General features: G+C 51.5%; 13 protein-coding genes. 10 read left to right on the forward strand and 3 right to left on the reverse strand.

Translation table 11 applies throughout. The features are described from left to right. Positions 1 to 22: 22 nt before the first annotated feature. The 3 genes from PbB2_RS16140 (at position 23) to PbB2_RS14145 (ending at position 2,698) form a co-directional block, all read left to right on the forward strand. Positions 23 to 196, forward strand: a complete 174-nt coding sequence (locus PbB2_RS16140; RefSeq protein WP_192576357.1) for a hypothetical protein — start codon at positions 23 to 25, stop codon at positions 194 to 196. Positions 197 to 603: 407 nt separating this feature from the next. Further along, positions 604 to 1,452 carry a hypothetical protein gene (locus tag PbB2_RS14130; protein WP_108986034.1) on the forward strand — a complete coding sequence of 283 codons (849 nt, stop codon included), beginning with the start codon at positions 604 to 606 and terminating at the stop codon, positions 1,450 to 1,452. A gap of 1,015 nt (positions 1,453 to 2,467) precedes the next feature. After that, entirely contained in the window at positions 2,468 to 2,698 is a 231-nt protein-coding gene (locus PbB2_RS14145; protein ID WP_133245833.1) for a hypothetical protein, read from the forward strand. 326 nt (positions 2,699 to 3,024) lie between these two features. Here the strand turns inward: PbB2_RS14145 and PbB2_RS14150 are convergent, their stop codons facing one another. Together PbB2_RS14150 and PbB2_RS16320 are read right to left on the reverse strand one after the other, a co-directional pair. Further along, complete coding sequence (locus PbB2_RS14150) at positions 3,025 to 3,414, reverse strand: hypothetical protein (protein ID WP_108986040.1); 390 nt, start codon at positions 3,412 to 3,414, stop codon at positions 3,025 to 3,027. Between the two features lie 70 nt (positions 3,415 to 3,484). Then, positions 3,485 to 3,769: a hypothetical protein gene (locus tag PbB2_RS16320; RefSeq protein WP_145959883.1), complete on the reverse strand. Its 285-nt coding sequence runs from the start codon at positions 3,767 to 3,769 to the stop codon at positions 3,485 to 3,487. 342 nt (positions 3,770 to 4,111) lie between these two features. Between PbB2_RS16320 and PbB2_RS14160 the strand changes: the two genes are divergently transcribed. Continuing rightward, positions 4,112 to 4,615 (forward strand): GcrA family cell cycle regulator, encoded by a 504-nt coding sequence (locus tag PbB2_RS14160; RefSeq protein ID WP_108986042.1) that lies wholly within the window; start codon positions 4,112 to 4,114, stop codon positions 4,613 to 4,615. 15 nt (positions 4,616 to 4,630) lie between these two features. Beyond that, the gene (locus tag PbB2_RS14165; RefSeq protein ID WP_108986043.1) at positions 4,631 to 5,941 is read left to right on the forward strand and encodes a glycosyltransferase family 87 protein; all 1,311 of its coding nucleotides are present in this window, start codon (positions 4,631 to 4,633) and stop codon (positions 5,939 to 5,941) included. Here the strand turns inward: PbB2_RS14165 and PbB2_RS14170 are convergent. Then, entirely contained in the window at positions 5,872 to 6,915 is a 1,044-nt protein-coding gene (locus PbB2_RS14170) for a glycosyltransferase family 2 protein (protein WP_108986044.1), read from the reverse strand. The two genes, PbB2_RS14165 and PbB2_RS14170, sit on opposite strands and share 70 nt — an antisense overlap. A 324-nt stretch (positions 6,916 to 7,239) precedes the next feature. Here PbB2_RS14170 and PbB2_RS14175 point away from each other — a divergent pair, with 324 nt between their 5' ends. The 5 genes from PbB2_RS14175 to PbB2_RS14195 all read left to right on the forward strand — a co-directional run bounded on the left by PbB2_RS14175 (position 7,240) and on the right by PbB2_RS14195 (position 12,418). After that, positions 7,240 to 8,691 carry a 3'-5' exonuclease gene (locus tag PbB2_RS14175; protein WP_338140624.1) on the forward strand — a complete coding sequence of 484 codons (1,452 nt, stop codon included), beginning with the start codon at positions 7,240 to 7,242 and terminating at the stop codon, positions 8,689 to 8,691. A 105-nt stretch (positions 8,692 to 8,796) separates the two neighbouring features. Beyond that, positions 8,797 to 9,048: a hypothetical protein gene (locus tag PbB2_RS14180; protein WP_108986046.1), complete on the forward strand. Its 252-nt coding sequence runs from the start codon at positions 8,797 to 8,799 to the stop codon at positions 9,046 to 9,048. A 121-nt stretch (positions 9,049 to 9,169) separates the two neighbouring features. Then, positions 9,170 to 9,682, forward strand: a complete 513-nt coding sequence (locus tag PbB2_RS14185) for a hypothetical protein (RefSeq protein ID WP_133245834.1) — start codon at positions 9,170 to 9,172, stop codon at positions 9,680 to 9,682. Beyond that, positions 9,682 to 10,350 (forward strand): hypothetical protein, encoded by a 669-nt coding sequence (locus PbB2_RS14190; protein ID WP_133245835.1) that lies wholly within the window; start codon positions 9,682 to 9,684, stop codon positions 10,348 to 10,350. Before PbB2_RS14185 ends, PbB2_RS14190 begins: the two co-directional genes overlap by 1 nt. 64 nt (positions 10,351 to 10,414) lie before the next feature. Continuing rightward, complete coding sequence (locus tag PbB2_RS14195; RefSeq protein ID WP_192576358.1) at positions 10,415 to 12,418, forward strand: ParB/RepB/Spo0J family partition protein; 2,004 nt, start codon at positions 10,415 to 10,417, stop codon at positions 12,416 to 12,418. The last annotated feature ends 49 nt before the right edge of the window (positions 12,419 to 12,467 follow it).

Consider the following 12,467-nt stretch of genomic DNA (forward strand, 5'->3'; position numbering starts at 1 on the left):
ATGACCTTCAAGGACCCCAATCATGAGCCAAGAGCAATCCAATCAAGCCTATTATGCTGGCCGAACCGACGCCTTCAATGGTGTCGGTCAGCAAACCATAGCTGACCAGTCCTCGAATCTGCAAACCGACTATGACCAGGGCTATCGTGACGCAAACTCAGAAATAAAGCTCGATCAGGACACAGAATGGGACTGACAGGCGGCCCATATCTTTTTGCCCAATCCAACCAAAAACTATGAAAAAGGCCAAGAAATCATGCGATTTAGCGCCGGAATCTACCGCGGCCGCAGGCCACATCGTTGGGCCGTGCTTTCTCACACATCCCAAACTTGGCTCTTTCCGCTTAAAACGGGAAAGCGCGCCGCAGAATTATGCGCCAAAACCCTCAACCTCTCTGAACCCGCCGCCAGATAAACACCGTCTCGTCAAACTAAGGCCCACACATCATAGACCAAGGCCAAGGGCCCACTGGATTTGTGATCCTTAGATTTTTCAAAACTAGCTCGCATCCGATCGAAACGCCGGTGTCTACGACGCATCCGGGTGAGCCAGCTTGTCTCGATCAACCCTCTTGAACACACACAATCGCCATGGAGTTACACATGGATTTATACTGCCACGCCATTGCTGAAGTTCCGCTCAGCATCAACCCCCACATTCTAAAATCCCTCTTAGACGCTTACCGCATCGAAGACGAGGATGAAGAGATCAGCGACACAACCATCCAACTGACAGAAGACTATCTGGGAACCACGCCCGACGAACTCCTCATCGCTGCAGGCCATTCCTTCGAAAATGGGATGGAATTCTTCGTAGAAATGGCCGTCAATGGCGCCAGACCCACCATCTATGCCGACAATAATGTCTCAGGCATCGAACTGGTGGCCGAGATCATCCGCCGCCTTTTGCCCCCAGGAGAAACATGGACACTCACATGGGTCTATTACGGCAGCAAACTACGCCTCGATTCCTATGATGGCGGCGGTGTGCGCGTTACGGCGTCAGGCATCTATTGGACCGACCTCGGCGAAGCCAACATCGGGCACGGTCTTCGAACCTCAACACTGCACTATAGTGCAACTCCCCTGCCCGCGAGCATTGACCCTCATGTCCTCACCGAATGCTGCAATGCCCTCGAGCATGAACTTTCGCCAGGGCCAGCAAACCCAATCATGGACGCTGATGCTATCTTGAAGCAGCACATTGGCAAAGGGTTGGCGCAACTTTCAACAAAGCCACCCCAGGCTGGATTCCCATGGCGCATCCTAGACGACCAAGGCGTGCCAACCCTTGTTTGCAATGAAAATGGAGCCAATGTCGACATATTGGTCAATTTACTCAGCCATTTATTGCCCAAAGGCGAACACCTCACGATCACAATCACAATTGTAAATCTCCGGTCAGAAGTCCCCGCCATCAACCAGTTCTCTGTCACGGCCAAAGGGATCTGACCAATGCCAAGCGTCACGATAACTAGTCATATCGACAACGAGCGGTCGAGCCACATTCTCAAAACATGGGGATGCCGTTGGGACGAAACCAAAAAATGCTGGTTTGTGCCTAAAATGCCACCGAAACAAACAGAAACCCAACTTAAGAACTCACCTGATCACTGTGAGATCACAATTTTAACCCAAAGTATTTTTAGGTATTGCCGTTAGCCTTAAATAGGGCATATTTAAGTAGAAATTCAGTTTCTACAAACCTTTCAGAACCAACTCGACAACCACGGGTTCAAATCCATGTTAGTTACTAACAGCGCCAACCTAGCCGAAACCCTTAATGAAATCGAAACCTCCCAAGGAACCTGGACAAACTATGGTCCCAATGGGCAAACAACGACCGAGCAAGTAGAAGGGACAATAGAGGGTACGGGCTTCAAAGCCAGATTCAAGAACAACCCCAACGGTCCAGATTATGGGTGGGGACCTCTCGCAAACACCGAAGAAGAAGCAACTTCCCTTTTGCTTATTAAATCAGCAGCAAGTCTTAAAATAATTCTCCGAGCCGCTGTCTTCTAACCATTACCGCGCCACACAAACACCTATTGAAATCTGGAGGCGAAATAAATGCGATTGCCGACTGAAACAGCATGCCTATTTGTCGACGGATTTGGCGTTGAAATACCGCTGCTATGGCTCGAGGGAACAATCGTCAAAAATGGCGATCAAGTGAACCAGAAAGTTATAGACGTTCTTCGGGAAAGCTATAATGCACGCATGAATCTTGACCACGATGCCTCACTAGCTAACCTGAGTCTGATAATCGCCAAGGCAAACGAGACATCATAACCCCCTTTGCAGCCTATCTTGCCACCTCAAATGTCAGCTACGAACAGGCTGCACACCACTTTGACCTGCCCTTACCCACAATCGAGGACTGGGCATCGGGACGATCTGAACCCCAGATGAAGCAACGCAATGGGCGCGCCAGTTAATTGTAGCAATGATAACCAAGGCACACACGTTGGTAGCAGCTTATAACGATCTCAAAACGCAATATGGCGAGCCCAATGTAATCGAGATTGGCACCTCGGCTGACGATCACGAAGCCCAACTCAACGGATTCATGAGCAAAGCCCATGAACGTGCAACAATGGGCTTGGCTTTAGCTCAACTACCGACCGGCGTCGTAAAACTGGTCCCAAGAGGATCGACATTAGGCACGGCGGCAGCTGAAGCTCAAAATAAAAGCTAGCACCCAATCCAAAGCGCACACTTCCCTCCATTAATCCACAACTCCTGTTCGAAGCCGAACAGGGCCCAACCGAGCCATGCCAGCAACTTGGCTGAAAGGACTCACATGACAAAAATCACACATCGATGCCCCTCTTGCGGCTCTGACGATGTCTGCGCCGAAGCATCCGCCAAATGGGACAATGACAAGCAAGAATGGATCATGTCGGATGTACACGACATGATTACATGTCAGGAATGCGGTTACGATGCGAACGTTGAAGGGTATTTTGAAGTGCCCCTCGCCTCAAACTAGGGCATCACTCAGCTATCTCTACAAGAAATTTTCTATCCGTGACTGGCAAAATTGGTCGTCCTAAAGCCCTCACGCTCCAAACCACGTCCAAACACATTTACGCAAATATCCGAGCCTATGAGAGCACCACCCAAGCGAGCAAACCGTGACCCAAGTCCCATTAGCCACATCTCTATGGATGCAGGGTGATGGAGTGTGACCAAAACGTCGGCCCACGCGACGCGGTCAGCTCTGGGCATCTCTGGTCGTTGCCACCAAATAGCCTCCAACGTGCCATTGATCCCGCCAATCCGCGAAAATAGCCGCTCCAGTCCCCCGTCTTCATCGGCGCAAATGGTCAAATCCTTGATCGCGCTGACGTTTATATGATGCTCAAAAAGCCGCACTGCTGCGGCCGTCTCTAACCTAAACAATTCCGCCATCGAGGCCCCCGCTCTTGAGGCAAAATGGAATCACGAACGAAAATGTTTCGCAAGCGAAACGTTTCAACGATTACTGATTTTTCTGCTCGGGGGGCGGGTCGAAGCACATAATGAGAGTTTGCGGGGTAATCTCATCTGCCAACAAAGACTGACCAGCCTTGTAGCCCAAGGTTTGGCACCAGCGCGTGACAGCTTCGTCCAATGCTTGGTGGCCACGACCACGCGCAGAATAAATCCAACCGCTCTTCGGCAAACGATTTTGAAAATCTATAACCAGCGGGGCACGCACGGAATTTTGGACCCTTTGTTCAAGCAGAGCGACCCTCTCACGCAGCATCAAAACCTCCTGTTCCAACGAAGCCACAGACCTTTGAGGCTGAGCCGAATTGGCAACTGGGGCTTGAACAGCGGACTTAGAAGTGGACGGCGGCTGTGCCTGCGCATAAGCTGCCGAAGTACAAAGCGCCAGCGGACTTAGGGCCAAAACAAAAGCCGCGAAATGACGCGTCAGGCCAACGAGATCTGAAAAATTCACCAGACCACTTTTCATGCCAATCCTCCTAAACACGCGAACAGTCTTGACTCCTTAGCATTATGCCCCAGAAAAGAGCAATGCTCGTTTTAAGATCGGTATCTTCGCCAACCCTAGTTCGAGGCGCTGCCAGAAAGGCAAGCCATTAAGGAAGGATACACCCCCATGACGACCAAGCAAGTCGGCCTGATCGAGAAAGTTCTTAGGATGTGGAGTGAAGGCAAAAGCGGTACCGAAATCGCTTTAGCGACCAATATCTCTCGCAGCGCCGTCCAAGGCCACCTTCATCGCGCACGCCAAAACCATGATGCCCGCGCTAAGCTCAGGGGGCAAATGAACAGTCATATGTATCTAGCCATGAAGCGGGCTAGTCTAGCTCAAGATGCCTACGGAGAAATCCTCGCAAAAAGGCCAAAACCAGAGCCAAAGCCTAAACCAACCGAAAAAGAGCTCCCTCGTCCAAAGGACCCTCCTCCGCCGCCGCCGCAAGCCAGACTACTTGAACACTTAAGCCGCAATAGCTGTCGATATTGCTACAGCGACGAAGCCCCATATCTGTTGTGCGGCGAACCAACCAGCGCCAGTTCGTCCTGGTGCGAAGAACACCGCCGAATCGTCTTCAAGTTTGTGCGAACTAAACCGCTGACACCTCGCGAACTCGCCCTCTAGGAACGAGATGCCGGCATGACTTTGGTTACGCTTCAAAACACGCTTCCAACCATTTGGACAATCGCTTGCCTGGTCATCGTCTGCCTCGCATATTTTCAAAGAGCAAAGCCACACATATTTCTGTGGGCTGCAGCGGGCCTAAGCCTTCTAACCTTCGGTCTACCGCTTTTAAGCCAATGGCCACAAACTCCGCTCCTTGGGATCCACGGCAAGCCAATCGGCGCAGACTGGGCAGCATTCTGGCTTGCAGCTGAACAAACCGCTCAGTTTAAGACCGCCCAAGCCTATGACACGCCGAATTTTCTCAAAGCTTTCCAAGAAGCCTTCGGCAAAGAAGAATATTTTGCATGGCAATATCCCCCCACCACCAGCCTCGCACTTACCCCTCTGACGCTCCTGCCCTATGGAATTGGCGCCCTTATATGGCTTTTAGGACCAGCACTTTGGCTCCTTGTCACTCTGTGTAGAACATTTCCATCCAATCAAACCGACCCACCCGTCATCGCAATAGCCCTGGCCTGCCCTGCACTTTTGATCAATCTTGCTTATGGTCAAACCGGTGCTCTCATCGCCGTACTAATGTTGCTTGCAACAACCCATATAAACGCAAGACCACATCTTTCAGGCACAGCCATGGGGCTTATATGGTTCAAACCCCATTTTGGCGTCCTACTACCATTCGCGGTTATCGGAGCACGGGCGTGGAAAACAGGTCTTATTGCTGGCTCAACAATCGTCCTATGGCTCATCCTAAGTCTGATACATGAAGGTCTGGATCCTTGGCGAGCATGGATTTCGGCCCTTATCGACGCACCAAGCCGGATTACAAAAGAAATCCTAGGGGGCCCGTTCACGTCCTGGTATGCCTTTGTAACCAATCTGACTGGGCAAAAAGCATTCGGCTATGGCGCTCAAATCCTCTCGGCCGCTGTGGCAATCACAGCAATTGTACTTGTATTCCAAAAGTCGCTCTGCCCCCATATCCGTTTGGCGGTTCTGACAACGGGGGCACTGACTGTCTCACCCTACACGATGTTCTATGACTGGGTTCTAATTGTCCCGGCAGTCATCGTCCTTACGCGATCGACCGCAATTCAAGATTTACGCATCGCAAGCCTGCTCGGAATTACCCCGCTCTTTCCACTTCTGATGTGGGAAAGTGGCAGCATTAACGGCCTAATCCATTCGGGTGGGCCCCTCGCATCAATCATCTTCTTCCTGACGCTCCGACGCGCGCTTCAAGCAATGAAACATGATCAGGAAACAGTCAAAGCCGGGGTCGCCATGCTTCCGACTTCTGATGCGACAACCGCCTCAACGACATAAGTCGGGCGCTCCTTAACTTCAGAAACCATTCTTGCCAAATACTCGCCAATGACGCCTAGCGACATCAATTGGACAGAACCCAGAAAAAGCAAAACAGCCATTAAGGATGGGTACCCAGCAACAGGATTTCCATAAAACAACGCACTCACGACTATGAACAACATCATGGCGACAGCTGCAAGAGCTACCAGAACACCCAAACCCGATGACACTTTCAAGGGTAATGTCGAAAATCCGACAACGCCGTCCATGGCGAGAGATATCAAACGCGACAGATTGAATTTGGTGACACCCATTACTCTGGCAGGACGATCAAACACCACACTCTCGGAGCGAAAACCAGCCCAAGCAAACAAACCCTTCATGAAGCGGTTTCGCTCCTTCAAAGATCTCAACGCATCTACAACGCGCCGGTCCATAAGGCGATAATCACCAGCATCGACAGGAATCGGCCGCACCGCAATCGCATTAAATCCTCGGTAAAAAAGTTGAGCCATCACTCGCTTACCTAGGCTCTCATGACGTTCGCGACGCACACCATAAACGACATCGACCCCACGGCTCCAAACTTCGAGGAAGTCACCGATGACTTCCGGCGGATCTTGGAGATCCACATCGATCGGCACGACCGCGTCACCCGTGCAATAATCCAAGCCAGCCGTCATGGCCGCCTCTTTTCCGAAATTGCGCGATAGCCTGACAACAACAAGACCTGGAACCCGCAAGCAAAGATGAGAAAGGACAGTGGCCGTGCCGTCGATGCTGCCATCGTCGACAAAAACGATCTCGAAGCTTGCGTGCAGTTGCGCAAAGACGTCGCGGACGGCAGTGACAAAAGCCTCAATGGCCTGAGCCTCATTATAGACGGGCACCACCAAAGAGATATTGGGCTTGCGACCGGCTGCCACGCCAGACCAACCAGGCGGGCCTACGACCAATCCCCCAGCTCCACTTAAGCCCCCTAGGTTCGCCATCGATTTTCCCCAACCCCATCTTGTAAATTGAGCATTGCTCTTTATCACAGAGGATGAGACCAAATTGCAAGGCCAAAAATGCGCACGACCGACCAACAACTCAAAATCATGGACCATGTTGCCCAAATGGGGCCAGGCGACAGCCTAGCTGTGCACGCGCGAGCAGGGACTGGAAAGACCACGACACTGGCCCTAATCGCTGCGGCGAACCCCAAAACAACCTTTCGCTATTATGGCTTTAACCGCGCGCTCATTACCGAAGCCAAGAACAGGTTTGGCCGCAATGTTCGGCCAACCACACTCCATGCACTGGCCTTTCATAGCTTGGGCTTAAAGGGCGAGAATATCCATCAACGCTACACACCGGCCGAAATCGTCCAAATCCTCTCCCTCCATGGCTATGGTAAAGAGATGGATGCAGCCCTGATTGCCCGGCATATCGACACCACGCTTACAAATTTCTGCCACTCCGGCACGACGGCGATCCATCCAGACCATACAGACCTGCCAGGATCTACAAGCGCTGGTCTACGAGATCTTATCCTTATTCAAACCCGCCGCATGTGGGCAGACATTATGAATGGGCTACTGCCACCCACACATGATCATTATCTCAAAATGTTCCACATCCATCTCTGTATGGGACTTATCGGCCAGCCACGCGAAGACGCCATCCTTTATGATGAGGCGCAAGACTCTAATCCCGTCTCAACAGCCATTATCAGACTCGCACATCATGCACGCCACATCTGGGTTGGCGATCCATGGCAAGCCATCTACGGCTTTCGAGGCGCGAAGAATGCGCTAGACGGCTTCTCTGGCACTGTCATGGAGCTCACAGTTACGCACCGATTTGGGCAGCCGATAGTGGACTGGGCGAACTATGTCTTAACTTGGCATCCAACTCCACCAACAACGCCCATCACGACAACTAGAATCGATGGTTGCGTAAGATTTGACGATGAGCCAGACCCAAAATCGACCTTGATTACCCGCACGCGCGCCGGTCTCTTCATGGCAGCCCTACGACAAAGCCAAGCCAACAGGACCATGACCATCGAGGGCAATATTAACGGCCACGCCGCCCTATTACGAGACCTAGCGGCCCTTAAGTTAGGCAGGCCCCAATCGATCCGGACAGAATCCCTGAAGCGTCACCGAAGCTGGCAAGAACTCGTCACCTCAGCTGAGTATAGCGCCTCGCCTGACCTCAAACGGGCCTCAGAGGTTTTTTCCATCATACCACCGGAACATATCAATGATGCGCTGCGTAAGATTAGCGAAGGCAATAAGCCTGCCGGCGAAGCCGACCTCACTCTTACCACCATCCATGCTATGAAGGGCCGCGAAGCCGACCGGATCAGTATTGGATCAGATGCCCTCTCACCCAGTGAAGCTACAGAATCTCACTATGATGAACGACCCGAAGAAATCTCTGAAGAAACCAATCTTCTCTATGTCGCTATGACGCGAGCGCGCAATGCGCTGACTTTGCCAACACAATTCGAGCGACCATTTAGAAGCCCGAGAACAACCGTCGAAATGCCGCCCGATGTCTATCGCATCGCCAAAGCGGCTATTGATCACTCGATTGAAAATCAAGATCAAAAAAATATTCGAGAAGCTCTCGAACAGCAAGGATTCTCTTTACTAAACCGAGGACCTGATCTGGTCTTGGTTGACAACTCAAATAGAGGCATTCGGCTTGCAGAATTATGCCTAAAACCCGAAATTCTGGCGTCAAAATTCCCCAAATACGCGAATTCTATACCTTAGGTGCACTTAATTTTCACAAATTCAACGACAAGATGAAATTATAGTTGACAGATGGCTAAATCGATTCCTTAAATTGACCAGTGCAAACGATTACTTGAGGTCATCATGTCTTATGGTCATCAGCCATTAACTTTAGATACCGGCCGTGACCTGCGGGATCTACTCGCCAATGCTGTGAGGTCTTGCTCAAAACCATTAAAGCCTACTCGAACCGAGAAAGATGTGAGCGCTATCATGATGTGGCTTGACATCTATTGGGATGACCTAAGCTCAATCGATGACGCCATTGTGCAATCAATTCTAACCGGCAAAGATACCAATCAATCAATGCAAGCTTTAGCTGAGAAGCACGAATAGCCGAGGTCGAGGCAGCGGGCGTCATGGTGCCATTCAAAACTTAAACGGCATCTTCAATAATTTCATACTTCTGCTTGACGCGCATATTGAGACTTGCGAATCTAATAGCAGGAGTTTGACCATGACAAAGACTTACCTGCCAATGCCAGCCTTACGTGCCTTTATCACCCCAACAAAAGCCACAGCGCCCTTGTTTGCCCAAAACCCCCAAGCAGTCGTCTATAGCCGAGATCTGAGCCGCAATATCAAACAAGTGAATAGCTGGCCGATCGAGCACAAACTCACGCTGGCCGCGACTTGGTATCTCGCTCTGACTGGTATCCACGGCAAGCCGCCCGAGGGTGTTATCCTGACAATCGACCCCGAAACGGCGTTTATGCAAGCCCATTTCGATCACGAGACGCCAGGCGCTCGTGAATGGGTTAACCAAATTCGCGATGCCCAACCTTTGAGTTGGACGTGCCTAGATCTATTGCCCATGATTGATCATACAGATCCCACGGAGATCAGCCCTGAAGAACTATTCGAGGCAATCAGCATCACCTTGCACACATCAGAATTGCCGCTCGCACAACTGGCAGCCATGGCCTTCCCGACTCCCACTCAGGCTCCTGCTAACCAAACCAGACACTAATGAAACACGATCTCCCTGCCCTTGCCCAAGCAATCTGTACGGCTATGCCAGAGCCAGGCTGGAAAATGCTTGAGGCCAATACCAAGGGGATTGCGCTTCTCAAGGATCCAAAAGGGACCATTATCCGACTCACTTTATCCCAACCTGCAGGTACAAATATCATCGCTGTAGCTGGCCCCAGCGTTGAAAGTCTTGACCACGCCGACCCCTTAACCCATGCCCATGCGCCGAGCTTCTCAACATCACGACCTCCACACGAAATCGCAAACGATATTGCCACGCGCCTACTCGGACCCATCCGGCATTGGCAAGCAGCCACAGCGCGTGACCCTGGCCCAATCCGACAACATGCGCACATTGCGGCAAAGGGGCGCATCTATATCCATAAGCTCGATGCTGAAAACACCTTTGCTATGGGCTATCTCCACATCACCAATAAGATAAAAAGCCAAGGAGGGGACCCTTTCAGACGTATGACGCTGCCATGGCTGATGCATGACCAAAGCCCTATTCGAGCCATTGCCGCCATCGGGCCTACCCAAGACCCGAAAGACGCAATCCTCGCGCGTGTTTCCGGCCACCTAGCCCGTGATCGAGATAGTGACAAAGACACAAGTCTCCATCTTGTGATTACAACTGTCGCCCTCATGTTGAATGAGGACACCTAATTTATACCTAGACAAAACAAGGGCGAGGCAGACGTTAGACAGGCGAGATAAGGAGTTCTCGCCCATGAAAAAACAAGCAACTCAAACCATCACATTCACCTCATCCACCACAATTCTTGAAAATCTCGCTGTTGCCTCAGATAACCCTCGTGCCAAAGCTGAATCTGATTGCAGGATCGGCGATCTCGCTGAAAGCATCGCGACACTCGGCCTTATCCAACCCCTTGTCGTTCGCAACAAGCGCGGCAAGGAAAAAGAAGAATTTCAAATCATTGCCGGCCGGCGGCGATTTTTAGCTCTCAAAAGTCTGCAGGATGCAGGTATCATCGAGCCAAGCCATCCAATCTCCATTCTGCTTGCGGTTGGTCATGAAACTGACATCGCCGCTGCAGCTATTGCAGATAATGAAGCGCATATCCCGTTCACCCAAGTTGAAACATGGACCGCCGTCGCCCGAATGGCCAAAAATCATGACACACATGCGCGGATCTCCAGCGCAATCGGCGTTGACCCTCGTGCAATCCCACAAATGATTGCCTTGGCGAACCTGCCCAAAGTGGCCCTGGATGCGTTCACGACCGGCAAAGTTACCATCAACACACTGCGCGATTTGACACGTATTCAAGACCCAGAAACGCGCACCAAAACAGCTCAAGGCGTGGTCGACGGTAACATCTACGAGTACCAAATCCGGAACATCATCCAACAAGACCGGATCAGCCCACGCAACCCACTTATCCTAGCTATTGGTATGAAGGCGTATACTGACGCCGGAGGAACAGTCAGCACAGACCTCTTTACGTCAGACCATGACTACATCGATAATCTGGGCTTAGCCACCAGCCTCTATCTCGAACGCATCGCCAAAGTGGATGAAGCCGCCAAAGCAGCCGGATTTACACGTTTCGTAATGCATACGCGTCAAACAGAAGACGAGTTTCGCGAACGTCAATTTTATCGTCCCGATCCAGACGATGGGATTGAAAATGAATTCTTTGCGATCAACGACGAACTAAATCCGCCAAATGTAAACAGCACCCAAGAAGAAATTGACCATTTTTGGTCTGAATACGCACGCGCTATCCAAGCCGCTGCCACCCTCTTCAGCGATGAAGACCGGCCACACATCATCGTAACAAACAGCAGTTACTCCGGGTACAGTGCACATTACGATATCATTTTCGCCGGACCCCAAGAAGAAGGCGAAGAAACCGATGCGCCAGGTGTTTCGCCAAATACCCAAGCACCCAAATCAGTCTCAATTCACGCTGGCTTACCCAATAGCCGCGCCCAAGCCGACAGCCAAATCGCAAGTAGGCTTTATGCGCTCGATCTAGCACAAGCCCCACAAGCTGCGATGATCGGCTTCTTGGCTGCAAGCTACTTCCGTTTGTTGAACATGTTGCCAACCGATCGCTTTACCGATGTTGAAAAGGCTAAAGCTCGCAAAACCTATTCAACCGAAGATGCCCGCTCGCTCCTCAATATCACAACAACTTTGGCCGACAGCCGTCACGGCGGCGACTTGCCAGAAATCATCCCGCAATCGACTTTGGACGAACTCAATTCGGTCTGCGGGAAATCCGAAGCAAGCCTGATCCCCTTCTTCACCGAACAAAGCGCTGCAACACGCCTTGGGTATTTTGCCTTGATCGTGGCAAATTCAGTCGACGCAACGGTTGCCTTTTCGGGATCTCTGCGCGGAGCAGCATATGAAACTGCAGCATCTCTGGCGGAGAATTTCGATACCAACCCTACCGCCATCTGGACGCCCGATGAGATTTGGTTCAAGCGCCTCACAAGTGCTCAATTGCGTGAGCTCATTAGCGAACTCGACGTTGTACCGGCTGACCCAAAAGCCAAGAAAACAGACCTCGTCCAGTATGCAATGGAAAAAGCGGCCGAAAAGCGCTGGCTGCCAACGACCCATCAACTGGCAAAAATCCGTGAGGCGATGGCCAAGCCGGCGGAGCCCGTCGTGCCCGATGAGGTGGAACCGGACAACGACTTGGACAATGATAAAAATACCGCCGCCAATGATGAATTAGCAGCGACTGAAGCCGCGTAACTACCCCTCAAGAATAGCTGACAGAGCCCGCCCGGACACCCCAGGCGGG

Source organism: Candidatus Phycosocius bacilliformis (assembly GCF_003112735.1).
Classification (GTDB): domain Bacteria; phylum Pseudomonadota; class Alphaproteobacteria; order Caulobacterales; family Aquidulcibacteraceae; genus Aquidulcibacter; species Aquidulcibacter bacilliformis.